This window comes from Nonomuraea recticatena, assembly GCF_039533245.1.
Taxonomy (GTDB): domain Bacteria; phylum Actinomycetota; class Actinomycetes; order Streptosporangiales; family Streptosporangiaceae; genus Nonomuraea; species Nonomuraea roseola.
This window is the reverse complement of the sequence record NZ_BAAATE010000001.1, coordinates 244,565-269,005: the sequence shown is the minus strand read 5'-3', so window position 1 is coordinate 269,005 and position 24,441 is coordinate 244,565. Positions and strand designations below refer to the sequence as shown.

Genomic DNA, 24,441 nt, shown 5'->3' with positions numbered 1-24,441 from the left:
CCGTCCACGTCTCCAGATGATGTGACTGCCGAAACCACGTGGAGGCGAGCATCATCGAGGAGTTGTATCGCGAGCACTGGCCGCTCGTGTGCGGCTGTCTCCTGCGCCGCACCCGCGATCCCCACCTGGCCGAGGACCTCGCCCAGGAGACGTTCGTCAAGGCCACCAGGGCGTTTCAGGGACGCGCTCGCGCGGCTGTCCCCTCAGCACCGCGAGCTCCTCACGCTCGTCTACTTCGAAGGGTTCTCCCTCGTGGAGGTGGCCGCGATGACCGGCCGCTCGCCCTCCTCCGTCAAGACCGCGACCTCCAGCGGCCATGAGTCACCTCAGACGGCCAGTTCGTGGGCGACACCTGCCCACGACTCCAGCCGTGCGGTGAAGGAGGCGGCCTGGTCGGGCCAGTGGTGGCGCAGGCGGGCGAGCGCGTGCCCGTTGGCCGCCAGCGCCGTCCGCCGTACCGGGTCCTCCCTGAGATCAAGGACGGCCCCCAGGGCCGCCTCCACGTCCCCGTACGGCACGACGGCCCCGCACCCCGCCTCCTCCACCACAGCGGCGGCGGCGGGCGTCGTGACGACGGGAACGCCGCGCCCCATGTAGTCGAGGACCTTGGTGGGCGGCCTGGAGGACGGCTCCCGCCACAGGCAGAGCCCCGCCAGGGCGCCCTCGGCCATGCGCAGGGCGTGCCTGTTGGGGACGTAGCCGAACCAGTCGAGCAGGCCCACCCGCTGGGCGTCCCTGAGGATCGGCCTGACCTCCCTGTCGGCGGCGCCGATCAGGTCGAGCCTGATCCCGTGCGGCGCCAGCCGCCCCGCCAGCTCGATCAGCTCGTTGACGCCCTTGGCGGTGGTCAGCCTGCCGAGGTGGACGACCCGGGTGTCGCCCACGGGCAGAGGGGAGTCTGCGACCTGGGTGGCCTCGGCCGCCGCCGGTTCGAGGACGTGGTGCAGCCGTCCGGCCCTGGCCACCAGTCTGCGGCCGAGCGCGCTTCTCGGCTCGTCGCGCACGTCGAGCACGACGGGCGGATGCCGGTAGGGCAGCGCGAGCAGCAGCTCGGCCTCGTGCAGGATCAGCAGGTCGGCGTCCTTGACGCCGCGCCTCAGCGCCGTCCGCGCTCGGCCGCCCCTGCGGACGTCGACCGCGGTGATCGGCGGGATGGGTGTGACGTTGAAATGGGTGAAAGGAGCGACGTAGGTCACCTCGTGGCCCGCGTCGAGCAGCGCCCTGATCTGCCTGTGCATGATCCGGGCGTCCTCGGGATGATGGAGGGTTGTTGCGACGCAAACGCGCATATAGGCGATGGTGCGCGGCTATGCCATCACCTGCGTGAATGCGGGGGGAACTGCCGTTTAACTTCCCGAGGGACGCCGGTAGAGCCAGGTCAGGCGCGGCTCGAGCACCCACTTGAACACCGTGCGCGTCTCCGGCAGGCACAGCACGATCGCCAGGGCGAAGCAGCTGGCGCTGATCGCGAGCACTCCCAGCGGGCCGTGCAGCCACGGCAGGTCGAGCCAGCCCTGCTCCTTGGCGATCAGGACGGGGATGCCGTGGAGCAGATAGGCGTAGAGCGTGCGGGTGCCGAGGTCGGTGTACCAGGTCTCGCCGCGCGGCACCAGCGCGAGGAAGGCGAAGCACATCGCCAGCGAGGCGACCAGCAGCCCCATCTTCAGGCCGAGGCCCATGTACCAGGACAGGTCCATGTCCTGGAAGCTGTGCTTGAAGTAGAAGGGCTTGAGCGAGTACTTGCTGTGGCCGAGGAAGACGGCCACCCCCGCAGCGCCCAGCAGCGTCACGGCCGAGAGGATCTTCACCCACATACGGTTGAGCATCTCGAAGTGCTCGGGCTGCATGACCAGGCCGATCACGAAGAACGGCAGGAGGCCGAAGAAGCGGTCCATGCTGAAGTCGCCGGAGATCTGCGAGAACCCGGCGAACAGGTAGATGGCGATCGCCACGGGGACGGGATGCTTCATCCGCTTCCACACCGGGGTGGACAGCCGCCAGAACAGCAGGGCGAGCAGGTACCAGTTGAGCCAGGCGGGGTCGATGATCGTGAGGCTCCACTTCTGCCCGAGGGAGAAGCGCAGCGCGGCGTAGCCGACCTCCACGATCACGTACGGCACGACGAAGGTGTCGACGAGCTTGTTCGTCTTGGCGTTGGAGTTCCAGAAGTTCCTGGACAGGTAGCCGCTGACGATGACGAACAGCGGCATGTGGAAGGTGTAGATGAAGATGTAGAGCGATTTGGAGGAGTCGGCGTTGAGCGTCGGCACCAGCGAGTGGCCCACGACCACGAGGGCGATCAGCAGGAACTTGACGTTGTCGAGGTAGGGCTCGCGCTTGCGCGGCGCGGCCTTGGGCTCTTCCTCGGGCTGGGCCTCGGGACGGTCCTGCGCGCCCTCGGCGCCCCAGAAGGAGGCCTCGGGCGCCTGCGCGCCCCATCCCTGCGGCGCCGGCGCCACCTGCGGCCACGGGGCGCCCACCCTCTCCGTCTCGGCAGGTGGCGCCTCGGAGGCGGCGCTCTGGCTGCCGTTGCTCCTGGGGGCCGAAACCGGGAAGGACGATCGGGTGTCACTCACGGGGGAGACGCTCAGCTATCTCTCGGGGCCGGGGGTCGCTAGCCACGTTAGCGAGGGCGGCTTGCACACGGCTGGCAAGGCGCCGACTCGCCTTCGCGATCTGACAACCCTAACGGCCAGTGGGGCCGATGTCGCGGTGGAGACTGGAGAAACGGACGGAATCCACAGGGAATCCGGAGGTTGACCAGCTCCGCATAAAGCAGTCAAGTACCGCTCATCTCCACCCATGGGCGACGGGTCAGGTCAGGCGCAGATGTTCTTGGTGTCGGCGGAGATGCCGGTCTCCTTGATGGACTCGGGGATCTCGGTGCGGACGCCCGTGAAGTCGTCGCCGATCAGCAGCTGGATCACCGGGGCCTTCTCGGCGCCCTTGTCCGCGCCCTTGTCGGCGACGGTCTGGGTGGTGCCGGCCGCGGTGAACGGCTGCGGGTTGGTGACCTTGACCTTGCCCCTGGTGGAGGGACGCTTGGTGCCCGACAGCTTCGAGGCGAGCACGCTGGCGTAGTCGGGGCCGGTGGTGTCGCGCTTGCCGTACAGCAGCAGGGTCTTGGGCTGGCTGGTGCCCGCGGCGGTCAGGGCGTTGCCGGTGCCGACCACGTCGAATCCGAGCTCGGTCAGCTGCTGGGCGACCTCGCCCGCCTTGCCTGGCGTGGTCGTGCCGTTGATCACCTGGATCTTGACCTGCTCGACCTTGGGTACGAACTTCTTGGCCGTGGGCGCGGGCTCAGGGAGCACGGTGTCGTTCTTGAGGGCCTCGAAGAGCTTGGGCGCGCGGGCCGGGTCCCAGATGACCCTGTTGGAGTCGGTGGGGTCGGGCAGGACGGGAACCATGTAGAACTGCACCTTGCTCGCGGTCAGCGATCGGGCGCTCTGGGCGATCTCCAGAAGTCTGTTGGGGTCGTCGGCCAGCTTCTTGTCCATGGTGACCGACGAGGAGGCCGCCTGGATCAGGCCGAGCAGCTTGGTCGGATTGGACAGGACGCCGCCCGTGGTGATCTTCTTGACGACCTGACTGGCGAAGAGCTGCTGGCGCTTGATGCGCTCGAGGTCGCTGCCGTTGCCGTAGGCGCGCAGGCGGACGTAGCCGAGGGCCTGCTCGCCGTTCAGTGTCGACCTGCCGCGGGGCAGCTTGAGCTTGGAGTTCTTGTCGTCGACCGCGTTGTTCAGGCAGACCTCGATGCCCTCGAGCTCGTCGACGATGGCCTTGAAGCCGTTGAAGTCCACCTCGACGTTGTGGTCGATGCGGATGCCGGTCAGCGTCTCGATCGTGGTGATCGTGCAGGCGATGCCGCCGCGGTTGTAGGCCGAGTTGATCATGTCGCGCGTGGCAGGGAGGACCGTCTTGCTCTTCTCGGCCTCACACTGCGGGATCTGGACCATCGAGTCGCGCGGGAAGCTGATGAGCTGCGCCTTGTCCCTGGTGGGGGAGATGTGCATGAGGATCATCGTGTCGGTGCGCTTGCCCGAGTCGATCCTGGAGTCGGCCTGGCCGTACCTGGCGTTGCCCGCGCCGTGGCGGGTGTCGGAGCCGACGATCAGCACGTTGAGCGCGCCGGTGGCGTTCGCGGGACGCGGATTGATGATCTTCGTGCCCGGGTCGTTGGTGACGATGCCGGCCAGCGCGGTGCGGTAGAAGGTGTAGCCGGTCAGCGACCCGGCGACCACGAGGCCGGTCAGGGCGATGCTCGTCCAGGCCAGGCCGCTCAGCTTCTTGCGCCCGTCGTCGCCGCTCCTGCGTCCTCGCGGCTCCCTCGGAGGGGGCGGAGGGGGCGGGGCCGAGGCGGCGGCTCTCCTGGAGGACCGGAAACCGGGGGAGGTCGGCGCCACCAGACGGTCCTGGACGCCACCGCTCCTGTGGTTGCTCATACGATCTCCTCACCCAGTCGGCGTGGAGCCCGCAGTCGGCTTGCTTCGCACAACGGCCTCCTCGTCCGGAGATTCGGAGCCCGCGTCGTGCTGGCTCGGTCGATCGCTCATCGCGCCACGAGACTAGGACACCGCAAGCGTTGCGGGAGCCAAGAACGACCCAAAAGGTCGTGACCCGGGCGTGATGATCCAGTCCCAGAGCATACTCAGAGCCGGACATTTCGTGGAATGTAGACGTGAAAAACTTTACGTTACGCGCCTGGTGCTCAGTGCCGCAGCCAGACAGGCCAGTGGTACGGCGGGCAGCGTGTAGCGGTAGTCGAACTCGGCGACCGCGGGCGGCACGAGCAGCAGCACCCACGCCGTTGACCAGGGCAGAAGCCACGCGCCCTGATAGCTCCTGCGCCTGATCGCGACGGCGAGCGGCACTGCCAGCAGCACCAGCAGCACGGTGCCGGGCAGGCGGACGACGTCCTGGTAGGCGCGCATCCAGCCCGCGAACGGCTCCACGATCGCGGTTCCGATCGGGCCCTTTTCGTATTTTTGTGCGAATTCCGCGCCGACTTGAGCGGGATATCGGCCGGGCGGCGCGGGCGGTTTCACAGGAAACTCGTAGTATGCGTAGATTTCCGCGTCAGGATAGACGGGCCTGCCCAGCGTGAACGTGCGCGCCAGCTCCGACAACACCGAACCGAGATAGTCGAGCGGCTGGCTGCGGATGGCCAGCATCGCGAACCTTCCCGCCAGATCGTCGTTGGCCTCGGAGAAGGTGATGTCGGGCAGCTTCACCAGGGGCGCGTCCTTGGCCCAGATGTACTCCTGCGAGGGCGGCCTGTCCTCCGGCGGGCGCGGGTCGCACAGCACCGCCAGGTCGGGCGGCGGATCCATCGTCCCGCAGTCGGCGAAGGACATCGTGCGCGCGTAGAGGAAGACCCCGTTCGCGCCGACGATGCCGACCCTGTCGTAGGTGGCGTGGAACCAGAGGCCGTAGGCGAGCACCGGCAGGAGCGCGGCGGCCGCGGTGATGCCCGCCAGCGCGATCCTCCTGCGCAGCAGCAGCCAGGCGCACAGCACCACGATGAGCGGCTGGCCGACCGTCCTGGTGAGGGAGGCGCAGGCGAGCAGCAGCCCGACGGCCAGCGCCGTACGCCAGGTGAGCCTTCTGCGGATGGCGAGCACCACCGCGGCGACGACCAGGAAGGTGAACAGCGCGTCGGAGACCAGCAGGTGTTCGAGCTCGATCTGGTAGGCGTCGAGCAGCACGGGCGCGGCCGCCAGCGTGGCTGCCCACCTCGGCACCCTGCGCGCGGCCAGATAGATCAGCACGCCGGTGGCCAGGCCGAGCAGGTGCTGCACGGCGGTGACGGCGGCGAATCCCTGGAACGGCTGCAGCAGCTTGAGGAAGAAGGAGTAGCCCGCGGGCCGCACCAGATCCGGACGCAGGTGGAAGACGGTGACGATGTAGGTGTAGGAGTCGGGGAACCACAGCGCGGGCCTGTAGCCCAGCATGGTGACCAGCCTGAGCAGGGCGCCGACGCCGAACACGCCGACGAACCAGCGGTGTCTCCGCAGCCTCCGCAGCACCTTGGCCGCCGTGGCCTGCCGCCACCCCTCGCTCGACCGCCATGTCGCGACCGCGGTGTCCCTCGCCGTCATGGCCTGCTGCCGTACCCAGGCCGACCGCCCGGCTTTCACCCCGCGTGCCCTCCCCGTCCCGACGCCCAGGCCACGGCCGGGCGCAGCCCGACGCCTGCCGTACGCTACCGGCTTCCACGGCAGCTGCGGCGCCCGGCCGCCGGCGGCGTTGGATACTCTCGCGATCACCGATGAGACTCGCCTGGCTCGAACGCACGCGCAGACCGTCGGCGGGCAGGGTGCTCGCCGTCGCCTCCGTGCTGCCCGCGCTCGCGGTGGCCTCCTGGCTGCTGGCCGGGCTGCCGCTCCTGCTGGCCGGGTGGTTCAGGCCGCTTCCCACGGTGATCCTCGGCGCGGCCGTCCTGGTGGTGCTGTGCAGGGTCGCGCTCACCCGGCTGCCTGACCTCGACGCCACCGCGCGGCAGGTGGGCGGGGTGTTCGGCGTCGCCCTGTTCTCGCTGGTGTTCAACCTGGTCATGCACGGCGAGCAGCTGATCGTCCGCCGCGACCCCGCCACCTACGCCCAGTACGCGATCTGGATCGCCAGGCACGGCTCCCTGCCCATCCCGCGACAGGCCGAGGCGTTCGGCGGCGACGACCCCGCGCTGTGGTTCCGCAGCATGGGCTTCTACGACGCAGACGGCGCCGTGGTGCCGCAGTTCCTGCCCGGCCCGCCGATGCTGTACGCGGCGGGGGAGTGGCTGGGCGGGCTGCTGCTCACGCCGCCCGTGCTCGGCGCGCTGGCCACGCTCGTGCTGGCCGGAGCGGTCGCCAGACTGGCGGGCGCCCGCTGGGCCGCGCTCGCGGCGCTGACCTTCGCGATCAGCATGCCCATCCTCTACACCTCGCGCGCGACCTTCAGCGAGATCGCCTCCCTGATCCTGATCTTCGGCGGCGTCGCCCTCCTCCACGGCGCCCTCCGCGACGGCGCGGGACGCTGGGAGAGGGTCGTGGCCGGGCTGGTGTTCGGGCTGGCCGTGCTGGTGCGCATCGACGCGCTGCGCGACGTCCTGCCCGTCCTGGCCTTCGGCGGCCTGCTGCTGGCGCTGCGCCGCGGCTTCTCGCTGCTGGCGGGCCTGGCGGCGGGCGTGGGGCTCGGATTCGTGGCCGCTTGGGCTTTCGCGGGCCCGTACCTGGAGTATCTGTCGCGCTCGGTGGGCCCGCTGCTGATCATCTGCGCCGTGGTGGTGGTGCTGACGGCCGTCGGCACCGCCATGGCGGGCAGGCTGTCAGGGCTGCGCCTGCCCAGACGGCTGCCCGAGATCGGCGCGGGCCTGGTCGCGCTGGTCATGCTGGGCCTGGCCGTACGGCCGTGGGTCCAGACCGTCCGCCGCGAACCCATCACCGAAGAGGACTGGCTGACCTACGAGTTCCTCCGGGTGACGCAGAAGAACAACGGCCTGCCCGTCGACGGCGAACGCCTCTACTTCGAGGACTCCCTCTACTGGGTGATCTGGTACGTCGGCGTGCCCGTCGTGGTCTTCGCCACGCTGGCGGCCGTCGTGCTGGTCAGGCGGCTGCTGCGCGAAGGGGCTCCGTTCGAGTGGCTGCTGCCGCTGGCCGTCATCGGCTGGACCACCGTCACCACGCTGCTCAAGCCCGAGATCACCCCCGACCATCCGTGGGCCTCGCGCCGCCTGGTGCCCGTCGTGATCCCCGGCCTGATCATGCTGGCCGTCTGGGGGCTGGCCTGGACGCGCGAGCGGCTCGGGCGCGGCGGGCGCGGCACGCGCTGGTTCGGCGGCGCCGCCGTCGTGCTGCTCCTGGCGCCGGTGGCCTTCACCTCCATCGGCACCGCCTTCACCCCGATCGAAAGGGGCGAGCGCGCGGCCGTCGAGAACCTGTGCGCGAGCATCCCCTCCGACGCCTCGGTGCTGATCGTCGAGCGCGTCACGGCCGAGCGCTTCACCCAGGTCGTCCGCGGCACCTGCGGGATACCGACGGCCCAGGTGCGCAGGCCGCGGTCGGGAGACACCCCGTCAAGCGGGGACGTCCTGCGCCTGATCGAGGGCGTCAGGAGGGCGGGGCGGACGCCCGTGCTGCTGGCCGCGGAGCCCGGCCAGCTCTCCGGGTACGGCCCGCCCCGACACGTCATCGCCCTCGACACCCGCCAGGACGAACGCTCCCTGGTGAAGCCGCCTGACGGCACCTGGCGCCTGGCGGTCAATGTTTGGATGTCCCTGCCCTGATCGCGTCGCGGTGCTACCGTGGTCGCATGATGGCTGTGAAGAAGATCTCCATCTCGCTTCCCGAAGAGACCCTGGACGAGGTCGCCAGACTGGCGGAGCGCGAAGGGCTGAGCGTCTCGGCGTGGCTCACCCAGGCCGCCGGTCACGTCATCCGCAGGGAGGCGGGCCTGGCAGCGGTGCGCGAGTGGGAAGCCGAACACGGCGAGATAACACCGGAGCGGCAGGCAGCCGCAGCTGCCCGGCTTGCCGCAGCAGATGCTGAGATGTCCGCGCAGACAGTAACTGAAAGGTTGGCGGGATGAGGGCGGCTAACCCCCAGTGGCCGATCGTGTATGACGCAGGAGCACTCATCGCGGCCGAGGCCAATGACTCGGAGATGTGGGACCTTCACCGGCAGGCGCTCAAGGAGGGCAGGGACCTGATCCTTCCCGTGCCGGTGCTGGCTCAGGTGTGGCGGGGCTCGGCGAGGCAGGCGTCTCTCGCGCGGTTGCTGTTCGGCTGCGACATCGTGGACATGACGGAGGCCATGGGGCGCGAAGCGGGAAAGCTGTGCGGAAAGGCAGGCAGCTCGGATGTCGTCGACGCCACGGTCGTCATGACGGCGATCCGGTGGAACGCCGCCATCGTCACCTCGGACCCAGGTGATCTTCACGCTCTTCTCGACGCCGCCAAGCCCGCCGTGCGTCCCTCGCTCATCGCCGTGTAGCCGGCGGAGCATCTTGACCGAGTGGAACCGGGGCGTGACAGGGAAGGGTACCCTCGTCCCACGTGAGCACGCTTGAGCCCCCCAAGACTGGATCCGCCGTGGAAGCTACGCCGTACGTCACGATCGTCCTGCCCTGCTACAACGAGCAGGACCACGTCCTTGACGAGGTCGAACGCATCACCAAGGCGATGGACTCAAGCGGCTACACCTACGAACTGGTGGCCGTCGACGACTGCTCCACCGACGCGACGCTGGCCAGGCTCGAGGAGGCCGCGCCGCGCTTCCCGCACATGCGCATCCGCGCCTTCCACCGCAACGGCGGCTCGGGCACCGTCCGCAGGATCGGCACGCAGGAGGCGCGTGGCGAGATCGTGGTCTGGACCGACGCGGACATGACCTACCCGAACGAGCGCATCCCCGAGCTGGTCCAGATCCTGGAGAAGGACCAGACGGTCGACCAGGTGGTCGGCGCGCGCACCACCGAGGAGGGCTCGCACAAGCTCCTCAGGGTGCCCGCCAAGTGGGTGATCCGCAAGATCGCGGAGAAGCTGGCAGGGCAGAAGATCCCCGACCTCAACTCCGGGCTGAGGGCCTTCCGCAAGTCGGTGGCCAGGCCGTACCTCAGGCTGCTGCCCCCCGGCTTCTCGTGCGTCACGACGATCACGCTGTCGTTCCTGTCCAACCAGCACGACGTCTACTACCTGCCGATCGAGTACGCCAAGCGGGCCGGCAAGTCGAAGTTCAGCTTCGTCAGCGACGCCTACCGCTACATCCTGCAGGTGCTGCGGATGGTCATGTACTTCAACCCGCTCAAGGTGCTCATGCCCCCCGCCCTGTGGCTGGTGGGCATCGGGTTCGTCAAGTTCGTCACCGACATGGTGCGGACGCCCTTCTACATCCCGACGAACACCATCATGATCGTGCTGTCCGGCATGCTGATCGGCTCGGTGGCGCTGCTGGCCGACCTGATCGTGAGGTCACGCGGCGAATGAGGATCGCGATCGTCGGCCCGACCTACCCCTACAAGGGCGGGGGCGCGCAGCACACCACCGAGCTGGCCCACAGGCTCGCGGCCATGGGCCACGACGTGGTGATCGAGTCGTGGAAGGCGCAGTACCCCTCCTTCCTCTACCCGGGGCAGCAGACGATCGACGTCCCCGAGGGGGAGCCGTACCCGCGCACCCACAGGCGGCTCGACTGGCGCAGGCCCGACGGCTGGGTGGCGGCGGGGCGGCGGCTCAGGAGCGCCGACCTGGTGATCCTCGCGGTGCTCAGCCCGGTACAGGTCCCCGCCTATCTCGGCATCCTGTCCGGCATCGGGCGTAAGGCCAGGACGATCGCGCTCTGCCACAACGTCCTGCCCCACGAGCGCAAGCCGTGGGACGAGCCGTTGATGAAGGCGCTGCTCAAGCGGGTCGACGGCGTGCTGACCCACTCCGATCAGCAGGCCGGTCTCGCCGGGTCGCTCACGACCAGGCCGATCAGCACCGCCGCGCTCCCTCCGCACCTGCCCGCCAGGAGCGCCGCCAGAGCAGAGGGCACGCACCACAGGCTGCTCTTCTTCGGCATCGTCAGGCCGTACAAGGGGCTCGACCTGCTGCTCAGGGCGCTGCCTCCAGGCGTGGGGCTCACCGTGGCGGGCGAGTTCTGGGGCGGGCTCGACGACACCAGGGCGCTGATCGCCGAGCTGGGCATCGGCGACAGGGTGGAGCTGCGTCCAGGCTACGTGGCCGCCGACGAGGTGCCCGCGCTGTTCGCCCGGGCCGACGCGCTGGTCCTGCCGTACAGGAACGCCACGGCCAGCCAGAACGTGTGGCTCGGGCACGAGCACGGGGTGCCGGTGATCGCGACCAGGGTCGGCGCGCTGGCCGACAACGTCCGCGACGGCGTCGACGGCCTGCTGGTCGAGCCCGATGACGTCGAGGCGCTGCGCAAGGCGATCGAGCGGTTCTACGAGGACCCCGAGCGGCTGAGAGCGGGCGTCAGGGCCGTCGATCCCGAGCCGTTCTGGCGCACCTACACCGACACACTCCTTCGAGCCTGAGAGGATCGGGGACGTGGTGAAGGAGAAGCAGCTCGAGTACTCCGAGTTCCAGCCGGCGATGCTCGACGAAGCCAAGCGCAGGCGTAAGGCCGCGAAGATCATCGCAGTGCTCGAGCACTTCCACGGGCCGCTCGAGGGGCTGACCGTGGGCGACGTCGGCTGCTCGGCGGGGTTCATCGCCGACGAGCTCGCGGCCGCGGGCGCGGGGCGCACGCTCGGCATCGACATCGACGTGCCCGGCCTGCGCAAGGCCGCCGACCGCTTCGGCAAGCGGGTCGCCTTCATCTGCGGCGACGGCACCGCGCTGCCCTTTCCCGACGGCTCGGTCGACGTGCTGGTCTTCAACCACATCTACGAGCACGTCGTCGACCCCGACGCGGTCGTGGCCGAGATGCACAGGGTGCTGTCCGAGGACGGCGTCCTCTACCTGGGGCTCGGCAACAAGCTCGGCATCATGGAGCCGCACTACAAGCTGCCGTTCCTGTCGTACCTGCCCGCTTCGCTGGCCGACCGTTACGTGCGCGCCTCCGGCAGGGCCGACCACTACTACGAGCGCTTCCGCACCAGGCGGGGGCTGAGGAAGATGACCCGCGCCTTCTACGTGTGGGACTACACCTTCCCCGTGCTGGCCACCCCCTCGGCGTTCGCGGGCGGCGAGCTGTTCCCCGGCGTGCTCGGCAGGATCGCGCAGGGTGTGCTGGCCCGCACGCCGCGGGCGGTGCTCAAGCTGATGCTGCCGCTGGTGCCCACCTACCTGTGGGTGGCCACCAAGCGGCCGCGCACGCCCGCGGGGGCCGCGCTGCCGCAGCCGCCGGAGCGGCTGTGAAGAAGGCGGTACGGCTCGGCTTCCTGCTGGTCGCGCTCGGGTTCGGCGCCTGGGTCGTCGCCTCGCAGTGGGACGCGGTCGTCGCCGGGTTCGCCATGCTCACCTGGCCGATGCTGGCAGGCTCGCTCGTCTCGGTGGTCGTCGCGCTGCTCGCGGCCATGATGACGTGGCGGACCCTGCTGGCCGACCTGGGCTCGCCGCTGCCGCTCAGGCCCGCGGCGAAGGTGTTCTTCGTCGGCCAGCTCGGCAAGTACATCCCCGGCGCGGTCTGGCCCGTGCTCGCCCAGATGGAGATGGGCAAGGACCTCGGCGTGCCGCGCCCGCGCAGCGCGACGGCCTTCTTCCTGATGATGCCGATCCAGCTGGCCACCGGGCTGCTGGTCACGCTGGTCACGCTCGGCTGGGACCGCTTCGGATGGGCGCTGCTGTTCATCCCCGTGCTCCTGGTGCTCCTCGAACCGAAGGTGATCAACGCGTTGATCGGCTTCGGGCTGCGCAGGCTCAGGCGCGAGCCGCTCGAGAGGCCGCTCAGCCGCAGGGGCATGCTCACGGCGCTGGCGTGGGCGCTGGCCGGATGGGGCGCCTACGGCGTGCACCTGTTCCTCCTGGCCGCCGACATGGGGGCCTCGGGAGGGCTGCTGTTCGCCATCGGCGCGTTCGCGCTGACGTGGTGCCTGGGCATCATGACCTTCGTCGTGCCCGCGGGGGCGGGGGTGCGCGAGGCGGCCATGGTGGCGGTGCTGTCGCCCGTCCTCGACCGCGGCTCGGCGATCGCCCTCGCGCTGTGCTCCCGCATGGTGATCATCCTGGCCGACCTCATCTGCGCCGCCGCGGCTGGAGCCGCCGCGAGAGCCACAGTGGACCGTAATCCCGTGTGATTTGCCCCACCGGGTCGTAGGGTTGGAGTCGGACGAGGGTCTTCTGGGGAGGGATCTTTCGTGATGCCCCGAGTGCTCATCGACGCGGCGGCCGTACACGCCGACCGCGGCGCGCTCAACCGATACGTCGATGGGTTGGTCGGCGGGCTCCACCGGGCCGGCGCCGACGTGAGTGTGGTCTGCCAGCGGGCCGACGCCGACAGGTACAGCAGGATCGCCCCATCCGCGAGGGTGGTGCAAGGTCCCGTCTCCATCGCCAACACGGGCGCCAGGCTGGCGTGGGAGCAGACAGGCCTGCCGGTGATCGCTCAGCGGGTGGGCGCGCAGGTGATCCACACGCCCTACTACTCCATGCCGCTGCGCCCCGGGGTGCCGACCGTGGTGACCGTCCACGACGTCACCTGGTTCACCGAGCAGGAGCGGCACGCCACGGTCAAGGCGTCGTTCTTCAGGTCGGCCACCCGCACCGCCGTACGGCACGCGCAGCGGGTGATCGTGCCGTCCAAGGCGACCAGGGACGAGCTGATCAGGGTGCTGTCGGCCGACCCGACCAGGATCGACGTCGCCTACCACGGCGTCGACCACGAGATCTTCCACGCGCCGACCGAGCTGGAGAGCAGAAGGGTGGCCGACAGGCTGGCCCTGCACGGCCAGCCGTACGTCGCCTTCCTCGGCGCGCTCGAGCCGCGCAAGAACGTGCCGAACCTGATCAGAGGCTTCGCCAGAGCGGTCGAGCGCCTGGAGAACCCACCCGCGCTGGTCATCGTCGGCGGCATCCACGAGGACGACGTCGACGCGGCCGTCAGCGAGGTGGAGGCCACGGTGAAGGTGGTCCGCCCCGGTTATCTGTCCTACGCCGACCTGCCCGGCTTCCTGGGCGGCGCCCTGGTGGTGGCCTTCCCCTCGCGCGGCGAGGGATTCGGGCTGCCGGTGCTGGAGGCGATGGCCTGCGGCGCGCCCGTGCTGACCACGCACCGCACCTCCCTGCCCGAGGTGGGGGGCGACGCGGTCGCCTACACCGAGCCCGATCCCGACAGCATCGCCGCCGCGCTCGGGCAGCTCCTGGCCGCGCCCGACCGGCGCGAACAGCTGGCCGCGGCGGGTCTCGCGAGGGCGAGAGAGTTCAGCTGGGACGCCTCCGCCCAGGCACATCTGCAGTCGTATCAACGCGCGATCGAATAGTTGGGTAACCTCACGGGGTGATGGAGAGCTCTTTGCCAGACCTCGAGGCGATTCTCCTGGTCGGGGGCCAGGGCACTCGCCTGCGTCCGTTGACGCTGGGCACGCCCAAGCCGTTGCTGCCCACGGCGGGGGTTCCCTTCCTGGCGCACCAGCTCGCGCAGGCCCGCTCCTTCGGCGTGCGGCGCATCGTGTTCGCCACCTCCTACAAGGCCTCGATGTTCGAGCCGGTCTTCGGCGACGGATCCTCGCTGGGTCTCGAGCTGGTCTACATGACCGAGGAGACACCGCTCGGCACGGGTGGGGCGATCCGCAACGCCGCGCAGGCGCTGAGCGCGGGCCCTGGCGATCCTGTGCTGATCCTCAACGGCGACATCCTCTCGGGGCACGACGTCGGCGACCAGGTCAGGCAGCACGTCGTCCGCGAGGCCGCGGTCACGCTGCACCTGACCGAGGTGGAGGACCCCACGCGCTTCGGCTGCGTGCCGACCGACGCCTCCGGGCGGGTCACCGCCTTCCTGGAGAAGACCCCCCATCCCGTGACCAACCGCATCAACGCCGGGTGCTACGTCTTCACCCGCTCGGTGATCGACTCGATCCCCGAGGGGCAGGTCGTGTCGGTCGAGCGCGAGACGTTCCCCTCGCTGATCGACTCGGGCGCTCTCGTGCTCGGATACGCCGACAGCAGCTACTGGCTCGACGTCGGCACCCCCGCCGCCTTCGTCAAGGGCTCACGCGACCTGGTGCTGGGCAGGCTGAGCTCGCCCGCGCTCCCCGGGCCCACCGGTGAACGCCTGGCGCTCGAAGGCGCCGTCGTCTCGCCCGAGGCCAAGGTCGACGGCGGCTCCGTGGTCGGGGCGCGGGCCGTGGTCGAGGCCGGAGCCACGGTGAGCGGCAGCGTGCTCGGCGACGACTGCGTGATCGAGGCGGGGGCGACCGTGGTCGACTCCCTCGTCGGTCTCGGCGCCAGGATCTCCAAGGGCGCCGAGGTGCGCGACGCGGTGATCGGCGACGGCGCGACCGTCGGCGCGGGCAACGAGCTGAAGGCGGGCGCGCGCGTCTGGCCCGGCGTGATCCTGCCCGAGTGCGCCGTGCGCTTCTCCAGCGACGCCTGACCTGCTCATGCGGTACGGCGGGCAGACTGGAAACGTGCGCGAGCGCCGCTACGAGATGCCCGTCGACCTGGCCGCGCTGCTGGGCCCCCACCAGCATGGCGGATACGACCCCACCTGGCGGCGAACGGGCGACGGCGCGTTCTGGATGACCAAACGCACGCCCGACGGCCCAGGAACGCTCCGCCTCACCAGGCACGGCGGCCAGGCGTGGGGCGCGGGGGCCTCGTGGCTGCTCGACTCACTCCCCGGCCTCGTCGGCGCCGACGACGACCTGTCGGGCTTCACCGTGCACCACGAGGTGCTCAAGGGGCTCGCCGTGCCGCGCATCGGCAGGAGCGGGCTGGTGTTCGAGGCGCTCGTGCCAGCCGTTCTCGAGCAGAAGGTGGTCGGCAGGGAGGCGTGGCGCGCGTGGCGGTACCTGCTGCGCAAGTACGGCACGCAGCCCCCTGGCCCCGCACCCGAGGGCATGAGGGTGATGCCCGAGCCCGAGGTGTGGCGTCAGATCCCGGCATGGGACTGGCACAGGGCGGGGGCCGAGGCCGTGCGCGCCAGGACGATCGCGACGGCCGCCTGGCACGCGGCCAAGCTGGAGGCCGCCGCCGACTCCGCCTCGCTCGACCGCCTGCTGCGGGCGTTGCCCGGCATCGGGGTGTGGACGTCGGCGGAGGTTCGGCAGCGCTGCTTCGGTGACGCTGACGCGGTGAGCGTCGGGGACTTCCACCTGGCCAAGATCGTGGGCTGGGCGCTGACAGGCGAGAAGGCCGACGACGCGGAGATGATGCGGCTGCTGGAGCCGTACAGAGGGCACAGGCACAGGGCCTGCGTGCTGGTCGGGCTCAGTGGGCTGAGGCCGCCCGCACGCGGGCCTAGGCTGTCCGCCCGTGACTACCGTTCCTTCTGAACGGCGACCTGCGCCAGTCCCTTCCATCGCGGGTGTCGCTGCCGAAGAACGGGCCGACGAGGGCGAGAACGGCGATCAGGCTGAGGATGAAGATCCAGGACATGGTGTGCTCCTTCGTTCCCTCTTATTATCTGCTCTTGCATCTATTTACGTCTATCGAGACTTTCTACGGAGCACCCTTCAGCTTTGCTTAACAGCTAATGTGCCGGTATGACCTATGTCAGCGATTCCGCCCTCCGCCGCGCTCTCGCGAGGGCCCGTGACGGCAAGGCGCTCGACCTCACCGAGGCCACCGTGCTGCTCCAGGCCAGGGACGAGCACCTCGACGCCCTGCTGGAACACGCCTCACGCGTGCGTGACGCCAACGGTCGCAACGGCGTCATCACCTACAGCAAGAAGGTCTTCATCCCTCTGACCAGGTTGTGCAGGGACCGCTGCGGCTACTGCACCTTCGCCACCGCGCCAGGCAAGCTGCCCGACGCCTTCCTCAGCCCGGACGAGGTGCTGGAGATCGCCAGGCAGGGTGCGGCCATGGGCTGCAAGGAGGCGTTGTTCACGCTTGGCGACCGTCCGGAGGACCGCTGGCACCAGGCCCGCACGTGGCTGGACGCGCACGGCTACGACGACACGCTCTCGTACGTGCGCGCGATGGCGATCAGGGTGCTGGAGGAGACCGGCCTGCTGCCGCACCTCAACCCCGGAGTGCTGACCTGGCGCGACTTCCAGCGGCTCAAGCCGGTCGCGCCGTCCATGGGCATGATGCTGGAGACCACCTCGCGCGCCCTGTTCGAGACCAAGGGCGCGGCCCACTACGGCTCTCCCGACAAGGACCCCGCCGTACGGCTGCGCGTCCTGGAGGACGCGGGGCGCTCCAACGTGCCCTTCACCACCGGCATCCTCATCGGCATCGGGGAGACCATCGAGGACAGGGCCGAGTCGATCTTCGCGATCCGCCGGGTGGCGCGTGAGTACGGCGGCATCCAGGAGGTCATCGTCCAGAACTTCCGCGCCAAGCAGGACACGGCGATGCGCGGGCTGCCCGACGCCTCGCTCCAGGAGCTGGCGGCCACGATCGCCGTGACGCGCCTGGTGCTCGGGCCGAAGATGCGGGTCCAGGCGCCGCCCAACCTGGTCGACTCCGAGTACGCGCTCATGATCAGGGCGGGGATCGACGACTGGGGCGGCGTCTCGCCCCTCACGCCCGACCACGTCAACCCCGAGCGCCCCTGGCCGCACATCGACGAGTTGGCCGCCCGTACGGCCGAGGCCGGGTTCGTCCTGAGGGAGCGGCTGACGATCTACCCGGAGTACGTGCTGGCCGGGGAGCCCTGGCTCGACCCCAGGCTCTTCGCGCACGTGGAGGCGCTGGCCGACCCGGCGACGGGTCTCGCCCTCGAGGACGCGCCGCTCGTTGGCCGTCCGTGGCAGGAGCCCGACGGGGGGTTCGCGGCCGCCGGCCGTACGGACCTGCACGTCGAGGTGGACACCTCGGGGCGGACGAACGACAGGCGCGACGACTTCGACAACGTCTACGGCGACTGGGACGCCCTGCGTGACCGCCTCGCCGCGCCCGCCGCCCCCGGCGCCCTCCTGGCGGACGGCTTCCCGCAGGAGACGCCCACCTCTTCGGCGGTAGGCGGCTCCCAGGAGACGCCCGCCTTGTCCACGGCGGCCGGCGGCCTCGGGGCGTCTCGGACCCCGGCCCCTGGCGTCGGGGTCATGGGGGACGTCGCCGAGGCGCTGCGGCAGGCCGAGCGCGCCCCCGCGAGCCTCACCGACGCCCAGGCCGTCGCCCTGCTCGCCGCCGAGGGCGACGCGCTGGAGGAGCTCACCCGCCTGGCCGACCACCTCAGGCGCGAGAGCGTGGGCGACGACGTCACCTACGTCGTCAACCGCAACATCAACTTCACCAACGTCTGCTACACCGGCTGCAGGTTCTGCGCCTTCGCCCAACGCAGGACCGACGCCGACGCCTACACCCTCTCCCTCGACCAGGTGGCCGACCGCGCCCAGGAGGGCTGGGAGGCGGGGGCGACCGAGGTGTGCATGCAGGGCGGCATCCACCCCGACCTGCCGGGCACCGCCTACTTCGACATCGCCCGCGCGGTGAAGGCCAGGACGCCTGACATGCACGTCCACGCCTTCTCGCCGATGGAGGTCATCAACGGGGCGAGCCGGACGAACCTGTCCGTCGAGGACTGGCTGACCGCCGCCAAGGAGGCGGGGGTGGACTCGCTGCCCGGAACCGCCGCGGAGATCCTGGACGACGACGTGCGCTGGGTGCTGACCAAGGGCAAGCTGCCCACCCGCGAGTGGATCGACGTCATCACCACCGCGCACCGCGTGGGCATCCCGACGACCTCGACCATGATGTACGGCCACGTCGACACCCACCTGCACTGGGTGCAGCACATCAAGCTGATCAGGCGGTTGCAGGAGCAGACAGGCGGCTTCTCGGAGTTCGTGCTGCTGCCGTTCGTCCATCACAGCGCGCCGATCTACCTGGCGGGCGTCGCCCGTCCCGGGCCGACCGCCAGGGAGAACCGCGCGGTGCACGCGCTGGCGAGGATCCTGCTGCACGGGGCGATCGCCAACATCCAGTGCTCCTGGGTCAAGCTCCGCGACGACCTGTGCCGCGAGGTGCTCCAGGGCGGGGTGAACGACCTCGGCGGCACGCTCATGGAGGAGACGATCAGCCGCATGGCGGGGTCGGAGAACGGCTCGTACAAGACCATCTCGGAGATCGCCGAGATGGTCGCCCCGACGGGCCGCCCACTCCGGCAGCGCACCACGGAGTACGGCACGCCGACGGCCGAACGGCTGGCGGCCTCGGCGGCCAGCGACGGCGTCTGCCGCAGCGTCCGCCGCACCCTCCCCGTCGTCTGACCGGCTCGCTGGATATCCAGAAATCACATCTTCGGGAATATGGGGCCGGGTATGATGGATATCCCAGCCGGGTGAGAAGGGACGTCTCGATGGCGAAGACCACGATTGACATCGATGCCGCGAAGGCGGCGAAGGCTCAGGCCATCCTCGGCACCGACAGCCTCCGCAGCACCGTTGACGCCGCCCTCCAGCACATCATCGCCGAGCGGGCCAGGGAGCAGTTCGTCGAGTTCGCCGCGGCAGGCGCCTTCGCGGACCTGCTGGACCCGGCGACCGAGGAGGCCTTGTGGAAGTGACCCCCTATCTCGGTGACAAGAGTGCCTTGGCCCGGCTGCATCTGGCCCCGGTCAGGGCCCGGCTCGAGCCCCTGATCACCAAGGGATTGGTGTCGATCTGCGCGCCCACCCAGCTCGAATTGCTCTACTCTGCCCGCGGTCCGGCCGATTACGCGCAGATCAAGAGCCAACTCGACGCCGGGTTTCCGTGGATGCCGATTCCCGACAGGGGCTGGCAGCGTGCATGTGAGATTCAGGAGTCGTTGGCGAAGAGCGGGAAGCATCGGGGCCCGTCGATCGCCGACCTGCTCATCGCGGCCACCGCTGAGGCCTGGGAGCTGACCGTGCTGCACTACGACCGTGATTTCGAGACGATCGCCGAAGTCACACAGCAGCCGACCGAATGGGTGGTGCCACCGGGTGAGGCGGACCCCGGACGCGGATGAGCCGAATGCCCGCCGTCGTACGGCGGCGGGCATTCGGCGTGTCAGCGGGTGAGGATGAAGTCGGCGGCGTCGCGGGGGGCGCGGTCGCGGGGAGGGGCGGCGGCGTGGCCGACCGCGACGCACCCCATCGGGTCCCACGAGTCGGGCAGGTCGAGCACCTGCCTGACCACCGGACGGCAGAACATCGTGGACGACACCCACGCCGACCCGAGCCCCTCCACGGCCAGCTGCACCAGGAAGTTCTCCACGCCCGCCCCCATCGCCACCACGAACATCTCCCGCTCGGAGGCGTTGCGGCGGTCGTCGCGGTAGGTGTGGGAGCCCTCCATCACCAGGCACGGCACCACGAGGTACGGCGCCTCGCGCAGCACGTCGCCCCTGCGGATCCGCTTGGCGATGGACTCCTCGCTGAACCCGTCGCCCTTCAGGTCGGCGATCCAGGCCTCACGCATGGCGTCGACCAGCCTCAGCCGGGTGTCGGCCGACTCCACCAGGACGAAACGCCACGGTGTGGTGTGGTGCGGCGCGGGGGCCGCGATGCCGGCCGCCACCGCCCGCCGTACGGCCTCGGGGTCGACGGGGTCGGCGGAGAACTGCCTGATCGTGCGGCGGGCGAAGACGACCTCGCGCGAGCCGTAGCGGAACATGTCCTCGTCGGCGGGGCGGATCAGCGGCCTGACGCCGGGCCCGTCGTCGTCGGTGACCAGGTGCCCGAGGCCGCGCACGACCGCGATGGGCACGCCGTCGAGCTTGCCCTTGACCAGCTCGGCGGCGGCGGCGACCTCGTCGACCAGCGCGGTGACGGTGGCGCTGAGCGGGTTGCCGTGGGTGTCGGTGCCGCCCCTGAAGTCCTCGAGGGGGCGCACGCCCGCCGCGCCGATGGCCACGTCGGTGAGGCCGTGCCGCCACGGGCGGCCGAAGGTGTCGGAGATGATGACGCCGACCCGGCCGCCGAGCGCCGCCCTGACGCGCCGGGCGGAGGCGTCGGAGTCGTCGGGCAGCAGCAGCACGGTGCCGGGCTCGGTGTTGGAGGCGTCGACGCCCGCGGCGGCCATGACGAAGCCGTGGCGGGTCTGCGAGATGACGGTGTCGCCACGCCTGGCGACGACGCGCTCGGTCTCCTCGGCGATGGCGTCGGCGCGGTCGGCGCCCTGGCGGACGCGCCCCTCTGCCTTGCTGACGATCTTGGAGGTGATGACGAGGATGTCGCCGTCGCGCAGCTCCTCGCCAGGCGGGAGCGCGGCCTTCAGCAGCGCGGCGAGGTCGTCGCCGGGGCGGACCTCGCCGATGCCGTGGACGCCGAAGACCTGGAAGCCCTGGGGGGAGGAGGAAGCGGGGCGGGTCATCGGCTGAGCTCCTGGGCGAGGGCGAGGGCGGCGCGGGCGAGCTCCGCGGTGGCGTCGGGGTCGCTCATGAGCAGCGGACGGGCCTCCACCCGCACCCCCTCGAGCGCGACCGAGGAGTCCTCGGGGGCGACGAGCCAGCCGTCGAGCAGGTCGGACCCGTAGAGCGACAGCACCGCCTGCGCGCTGGTCTCCACGCCGATCGCCGTCAGGCACGCGTCGGCCATGCCACGCACGGGCGCGCCGCCGATGATGGGGGAGACGCCCACGACGGTCTTGCCGGTCAGAGCCTCGCGGATGCCGGGGATCTGCAGGATGGTGCCGATGCTCACCACCGGGTTGGACGGCGGGAGGATCACGAAGTCGGCGGCCTCGATGGCGGCCAGCACGCCGGGGGCGGGTGCGGCGGTGTCGGCGCCGACGAGCGCGATGGACTCGGCGGGGACCGAGGCGCGCAGGCGCACCCACCACTCCTGGAAGTGGACGGCGCGGCGGCCCTGCTCGTCGGTGATGACGACGTGGGTCTCGCAGCGGTCGTCGCTCATCGGCAGCAGCCGCACCCCCGGCTGCCACCGGTCGCACAGGGCCTCGGTGACCTGGGAGAGGGTGTAGCCCGCCTCGAGCATCTGCGAGCGCACGATGTGGGTGGCGAAGTCGCGGTCGCCGAGGCCGAACCACTGCGGCTCGACGCCGTAGGCGGCCAGCTCCTCCTTGACGACGTGGCTCTCCTTCTCACGCCCCCAGCCCTGCTCCTCGTTGATGCCGCCGCCGAGCGTGTACATCACGGTGTCGAGGTCGGGACAGACCCGCAGGCCGAAGAGGGTGATGTCGTCACCGGTGTTGCCGATGACGGTGATCTCGGCGTCGGGGACGGCGGCACGCAGGCCGCGCAGGAAGCGGGCTCCGCCGATGCCACCGGCTAGGGACACGATACGCATGCGGCCAGTCTTCCACCCCCCTCCGACAACCTGTCTGGAGAGGCAGCCTTCCCTTCCTGTTGTCCTGAAATTTCCGTGTATTAGAGCTGATCGGGGACTATTGGGATAGATGAGCTTGCTGGGACTCCCGCCACCAAAGTCAGGTATGTGGCAAACTCCCCTCGGGTGGTAAGCCACCAGCTGGGGGTAACGAGTGAGCAAAATAGACGTCAGCCGACTCAGAGAGCCGGCTGCATGGATCATGCTTGCGGTCGCGGCGGGAAACGTTCTCATCGCGCTCTTGCAGATGCTGGTCGCGGAGTCGGGGACCATGACCTCCCTGCTGGTGCGCGCGCGCCTGGTGCAGGGTGAGCTGACCAGTCCGGTCGCCGCCGCCCTCGCGGTCGGCGCCGTGGTGCTGGTCACCAGGTTCGGCGACCCGACGCCCAAGGCGAAGACGGTCGCCTACGGCGCGGCGGGCACGCTGGCCGCCGGCGCCTTCTTCGGCGCGATCGCGCTGCTCCTCGGTCTGTTCTCGGGGATGGGCTTCATGAGCCTGCTCTCCTTCGTGGTGCAGGGCGTGCCGACCCTCGCGCTCACCGCCCTCGCGCTGGTCTACCTCCTGCCGCAGGTGATCACCGCACGCCCCGCCGCCCCCGCGTTCGGCGGGTACGGCCAGCAGTACCCCCAGCAGGGCTACGCCCAGCAGCCGCCGGTGCAGCAGCCGGCCACGGGCGGCCAGCCGTACGGCCAGCAGCCCCCCGCACAGCCGCAGTACGGCCAGCAGCCGCCGAGCCAGCAGGCCCCGAGCCAGCAGGCCCCGGGTCACCAGCCCCCGAGCCAGCAGTCGCCGAGCCAGGCACCGCAGGGCGCCGGTTACGCGCAGCAGCCGCCGAGTTACGGCGGCCAGCCGGGCTACGAGCAGCAGCCGGGCTTCGACCAGCGCGGTCACGAGCAGCAGGGCTACGAGCAGCAGCCGCAGAGCCAGGCCCCGCAGGGCTACGAGCAGCACGGTTACGGCAACGAGGCCTACCAGCCGCCGCAGCACTCCCAGGCGCACCAGCAGGGCCACCAGGCCGCCCAGGGACACTCGTCCCAGGCCCAGGCGCCCCAGGCGCCCCAGCAGGGGGCCTACCAGCCGCCCAGGCACGAGCTGCCCGCCCTGCCCGCCGCGCCCACGCCGGTGCAGCAGCCCGAGCCGCAGGCTGCCGCCTACACGTCGGCCGAGACGCCGCAGAACGCCTACGCCGCGGACCCGAACCCGTACGCTCCGCAGGAGCAGAGCTCGTACGCGCCGCAGGAGCAGGGCTCCTACGGTCAGCAGGAGCCGAGCGGCTACACCCCCTCGGAGACGCTGCCGAGCAACGGGTACGCGCCGCCGCAGGAGTACCAGCCGGCCCCTTACGTGCCCGCCGACAGCCTGCCCAACGCCTACACGCCGTCGCACAGCACGCCGAACGTCTACGAGCCGCAGCCCTACCAGCCGGCCGACACCGCGCCGGGCTCGTCCTTCCAGCAGCCCGAGCACTACCAGCAGCCCGAGCCTTACCAGCAGCAGTCCGAGCCCTACCGGGCGGCCGACGGCTACCAGCCGTCCGAGGCGGGGCAGGGGTCGCCGTACCAGCCGCAGGAGTCTCAGCAGCCCTACTACGAGCAGCCTCCCGCCTTCGAACCGCAGGGCGGCAGCCCCTTCACCGGCTACTCGGCTCAGGAGTACGCCCAGCAGGCCCAGCCGCACTACGGCGAGCCCGACCCGCCCGTGGACCCGCGCTCGCAGCAGATGCTGCACGCCTACCAGCAGGCCGAGACCTACCAGCAGTCCACCGCGGGCACCCATCCGCAACTGCACTTCGACCCCGCGCAGCCGTACCAGCAGTCGTACGACGACCCGTTCGGCCACCCGCAGACCCCGCCGGCGACCCCCTACCAGCAGGGGCCGCACGCGGACTCGACGCTCAGGTTCGACCAGAGCGGCTACCGCCCTGGTGACGACCCGATCGACCCCACGGCGATCTACACGCCGAACGATCCGCGCCGGTAAGACTTCGGTCAACACGGGATAGAGAGAAGGTGGGCCCTGGGCGGGCGTCAAGCCTGCCCTGGTACGGTTCCGACCGCTGACAGCGTTGATGAAGTCACGTCAAGGCCATGGAATCCGGTTTCGGCCGGTCCCGAACAGCACATGGCAAGCACACCGGGGCGAGAGGGTCTTTCCCCGGATACCGGCATGCCGCTTGACGTTACCTACGGCACGCGCGTGTAATTACAGCCATGTTGTTACGCCTCCAGGGTGGGTATGAAGGAGGCGTTCATGGGGGGCTCCATTGCGGGCGGGCGGCAGGGAGGTGTGCAGTGACCGAGTTGGTGGTCATCGCACAGGAACAGCTTGACGCTGAAGAACTCGGCTGGCAGGAGCGTGCACTGTGCGCGCAGACTGACCCTGAGGCGTTCTTCCCGGAGAAGGGTGGCTCCACCAGAGAGGCCAAGAAGGTGTGCCGTTCCTGCGAGGTGCGGGCCGAGTGTCTTGAATACGCACTCGAGCACGACGAGCGGTTCGGCATCTGGGGTGGGCTGTCCGAGCGGGAACGCCGAAGGATCAAGAAGGCGGCCGTCTAGGAATATTCACAAGGGTCACGCGGCGGCTGCTGTCTGCCGCGTG

At 70.2% G+C, this 24,441-nt stretch carries 21 protein-coding genes and 2 pseudogenes; 17 read left to right on the top strand and 6 right to left on the bottom strand.

Translation table 11 applies throughout. The annotated features are described in order from the left end of the window. Nucleotides 1-38: 38 nt before the first annotated feature. Nucleotides 39-167 (top strand): annotated as a pseudogene (locus ABFX50_RS51255) (RNA polymerase sigma factor); the annotation flags it as partial. Beyond that, nucleotides 118-291 (top strand): annotated as a pseudogene (locus tag ABFX50_RS51250) (RNA polymerase sigma factor); the annotation flags it as partial. The pseudogenes ABFX50_RS51255 and ABFX50_RS51250, both read left to right, overlap by 50 nt. A 35-nt stretch (nucleotides 292-326) precedes the next feature. Here ABFX50_RS51250 and ABFX50_RS01215 read toward each other — a convergent pair. From ABFX50_RS01215 to ABFX50_RS01200, 4 genes are all read right to left on the bottom strand, one after another. After that, the gene (locus ABFX50_RS01215; protein WP_346142493.1) at nucleotides 327-1,238 is read right to left on the bottom strand and encodes a glycosyltransferase; all 912 of its coding nucleotides are present in this window, start codon (nucleotides 1,236-1,238) and stop codon (nucleotides 327-329) included. Nucleotides 1,239-1,346: 108 nt separating this feature from the next. Beyond that, nucleotides 1,347-2,576 carry an acyltransferase family protein gene (locus ABFX50_RS01210; RefSeq protein WP_346142492.1) on the bottom strand — a complete coding sequence of 410 codons (1,230 nt, stop codon included), beginning with the start codon at nucleotides 2,574-2,576 and terminating at the stop codon, nucleotides 1,347-1,349. A gap of 243 nt (nucleotides 2,577-2,819) precedes the next feature. Then, entirely contained in the window at nucleotides 2,820-4,442 is a 1,623-nt protein-coding gene (locus tag ABFX50_RS01205) for an LCP family protein (RefSeq protein ID WP_346142491.1), read from the bottom strand. 246 nt (nucleotides 4,443-4,688) lie between these two features. Continuing rightward, a complete protein-coding gene (locus ABFX50_RS01200) occupies nucleotides 4,689-6,137 on the bottom strand; it encodes a hypothetical protein (protein ID WP_346142489.1) in 1,449 nt (482 codons plus the stop codon). 131 nt (nucleotides 6,138-6,268) lie between these two features. Here ABFX50_RS01200 and ABFX50_RS01195 point away from each other — a divergent pair, with 131 nt between their 5' ends. The 13 genes from ABFX50_RS01195 (at nucleotide 6,269) to ABFX50_RS01135 (ending at nucleotide 19,522) form a co-directional block, all read left to right on the top strand. Continuing rightward, entirely contained in the window at nucleotides 6,269-8,266 is a 1,998-nt protein-coding gene (locus ABFX50_RS01195) for a hypothetical protein (protein ID WP_346142488.1), read from the top strand. Between the two features lie 26 nt (nucleotides 8,267-8,292). Continuing rightward, on the top strand, nucleotides 8,293-8,568 hold the full coding sequence (locus tag ABFX50_RS01190) for a ribbon-helix-helix protein, CopG family (RefSeq protein WP_346142486.1): 276 nt from the start codon (nucleotides 8,293-8,295) through the stop codon (nucleotides 8,566-8,568). Further along, nucleotides 8,565-8,972 carry a PIN domain-containing protein gene (locus tag ABFX50_RS01185; RefSeq protein WP_346142484.1) on the top strand — a complete coding sequence of 136 codons (408 nt, stop codon included), beginning with the start codon at nucleotides 8,565-8,567 and terminating at the stop codon, nucleotides 8,970-8,972. The genes ABFX50_RS01190 and ABFX50_RS01185 overlap by 4 nt, the downstream gene beginning before the upstream one ends. Before the next feature lie 98 nt (nucleotides 8,973-9,070). Next, nucleotides 9,071-9,964, top strand: a complete 894-nt coding sequence (locus tag ABFX50_RS01180; protein ID WP_312895634.1) for a glycosyltransferase family 2 protein — start codon at nucleotides 9,071-9,073, stop codon at nucleotides 9,962-9,964. Beyond that, complete coding sequence (locus ABFX50_RS01175; RefSeq protein WP_346142482.1) at nucleotides 9,961-11,016, top strand: glycosyltransferase family 4 protein; 1,056 nt, start codon at nucleotides 9,961-9,963, stop codon at nucleotides 11,014-11,016. The genes ABFX50_RS01180 and ABFX50_RS01175 overlap by 4 nt, the downstream gene beginning before the upstream one ends. Before the next feature lie 13 nt (nucleotides 11,017-11,029). Next, a complete protein-coding gene (locus tag ABFX50_RS01170) occupies nucleotides 11,030-11,842 on the top strand; it encodes a class I SAM-dependent methyltransferase (RefSeq protein ID WP_346142480.1) in 813 nt (270 codons plus the stop codon). Next, complete coding sequence (locus tag ABFX50_RS01165) at nucleotides 11,839-12,720, top strand: lysylphosphatidylglycerol synthase domain-containing protein (RefSeq protein WP_346142478.1); 882 nt, start codon at nucleotides 11,839-11,841, stop codon at nucleotides 12,718-12,720. The genes ABFX50_RS01170 and ABFX50_RS01165 overlap by 4 nt, the downstream gene beginning before the upstream one ends. Before the next feature lie 63 nt (nucleotides 12,721-12,783). Next, nucleotides 12,784-13,902 carry a glycosyltransferase family 4 protein gene (locus ABFX50_RS01160; RefSeq protein ID WP_346142476.1) on the top strand — a complete coding sequence of 373 codons (1,119 nt, stop codon included), beginning with the start codon at nucleotides 12,784-12,786 and terminating at the stop codon, nucleotides 13,900-13,902. 32 nt (nucleotides 13,903-13,934) lie between these two features. Then, nucleotides 13,935-15,014, top strand: coding sequence for a mannose-1-phosphate guanylyltransferase (gene manB, locus ABFX50_RS01155; RefSeq protein ID WP_428834678.1), 1,080 nt, complete (start codon nucleotides 13,935-13,937; stop codon nucleotides 15,012-15,014). A 34-nt stretch (nucleotides 15,015-15,048) separates the two neighbouring features. After that, nucleotides 15,049-15,915, top strand: coding sequence for a DNA-3-methyladenine glycosylase family protein (locus ABFX50_RS01150; RefSeq protein WP_312895632.1), 867 nt, complete (start codon nucleotides 15,049-15,051; stop codon nucleotides 15,913-15,915). Nucleotides 15,916-16,125: 210 nt separating this feature from the next. Then, nucleotides 16,126-18,801: a bifunctional FO biosynthesis protein CofGH gene (locus tag ABFX50_RS01145; protein ID WP_346142474.1), complete on the top strand. Its 2,676-nt coding sequence runs from the start codon at nucleotides 16,126-16,128 to the stop codon at nucleotides 18,799-18,801. A 71-nt stretch (nucleotides 18,802-18,872) separates the two neighbouring features. After that, a complete protein-coding gene (locus tag ABFX50_RS01140; protein WP_346142472.1) occupies nucleotides 18,873-19,097 on the top strand; it encodes a type II toxin-antitoxin system VapB family antitoxin in 225 nt (74 codons plus the stop codon). Next, the gene (locus ABFX50_RS01135; protein WP_346142470.1) at nucleotides 19,088-19,522 is read left to right on the top strand and encodes a PIN domain nuclease; all 435 of its coding nucleotides are present in this window, start codon (nucleotides 19,088-19,090) and stop codon (nucleotides 19,520-19,522) included. The genes ABFX50_RS01140 and ABFX50_RS01135 overlap by 10 nt, the downstream gene beginning before the upstream one ends. 41 nt (nucleotides 19,523-19,563) lie before the next feature. Here ABFX50_RS01135 and ABFX50_RS01130 read toward each other — a convergent pair whose 3' ends face one another. Beyond that, entirely contained in the window at nucleotides 19,564-20,868 is a 1,305-nt protein-coding gene (locus tag ABFX50_RS01130) for a coenzyme F420-0:L-glutamate ligase (RefSeq protein WP_346142469.1), read from the bottom strand. Then, a complete protein-coding gene (cofD, locus tag ABFX50_RS01125) occupies nucleotides 20,865-21,803 on the bottom strand; it encodes a 2-phospho-L-lactate transferase (RefSeq protein ID WP_346142467.1) in 939 nt (312 codons plus the stop codon). Before cofD ends, ABFX50_RS01130 begins: the two co-directional genes overlap by 4 nt. A 280-nt stretch (nucleotides 21,804-22,083) precedes the next feature. Here cofD and ABFX50_RS01120 point away from each other — a divergent pair, with 280 nt between their 5' ends. Both ABFX50_RS01120 and ABFX50_RS01115 read left to right on the top strand, forming a co-directional pair. Next, on the top strand, nucleotides 22,084-23,823 hold the full coding sequence (locus ABFX50_RS01120) for a hypothetical protein (protein ID WP_346142465.1): 1,740 nt from the start codon (nucleotides 22,084-22,086) through the stop codon (nucleotides 23,821-23,823). Nucleotides 23,824-24,143: 320 nt separating this feature from the next. Next, entirely contained in the window at nucleotides 24,144-24,398 is a 255-nt protein-coding gene (locus ABFX50_RS01115) for a WhiB family transcriptional regulator (RefSeq protein WP_221241942.1), read from the top strand. The last annotated feature ends 43 nt before the right edge of the window (nucleotides 24,399-24,441 follow it).

Excerpts from the sequence above, each read along its gene's own strand:
- ABFX50_RS01160 (WP_346142476.1), top strand. The coding sequence starts at position 12,784 with ATGCCCCGAGTGCTCATCGACGCGGCGGCCGTACACGCCGACCGCGGC.
- ABFX50_RS01130 (WP_346142469.1), bottom strand. The coding sequence starts at position 20,868 with ATGACCCGCCCCGCTTCCTCCTCCCCCCAGGGCTTCCAGGTCTTCGGC.
- ABFX50_RS01190 (WP_346142486.1), top strand. The coding sequence starts at position 8,293 with ATGATGGCTGTGAAGAAGATCTCCATCTCGCTTCCCGAAGAGACCCTG.
- cofD (WP_346142467.1), bottom strand. The coding sequence starts at position 21,803 with ATGCGTATCGTGTCCCTAGCCGGTGGCATCGGCGGAGCCCGCTTCCTG.
- ABFX50_RS01175 (WP_346142482.1), top strand. The coding sequence starts at position 9,961 with ATGAGGATCGCGATCGTCGGCCCGACCTACCCCTACAAGGGCGGGGGC.
- ABFX50_RS01145 (WP_346142474.1), top strand. The coding sequence starts at position 16,126 with ATGACCTATGTCAGCGATTCCGCCCTCCGCCGCGCTCTCGCGAGGGCC.
- ABFX50_RS01185 (WP_346142484.1), top strand. The coding sequence starts at position 8,565 with ATGAGGGCGGCTAACCCCCAGTGGCCGATCGTGTATGACGCAGGAGCA.
- ABFX50_RS01205 (WP_346142491.1), bottom strand. The coding sequence starts at position 4,442 with ATGAGCAACCACAGGAGCGGTGGCGTCCAGGACCGTCTGGTGGCGCCG.
- ABFX50_RS01215 (WP_346142493.1), bottom strand. The coding sequence starts at position 1,238 with ATGCACAGGCAGATCAGGGCGCTGCTCGACGCGGGCCACGAGGTGACC.
- ABFX50_RS01195 (WP_346142488.1), top strand. The coding sequence starts at position 6,269 with ATGAGACTCGCCTGGCTCGAACGCACGCGCAGACCGTCGGCGGGCAGG.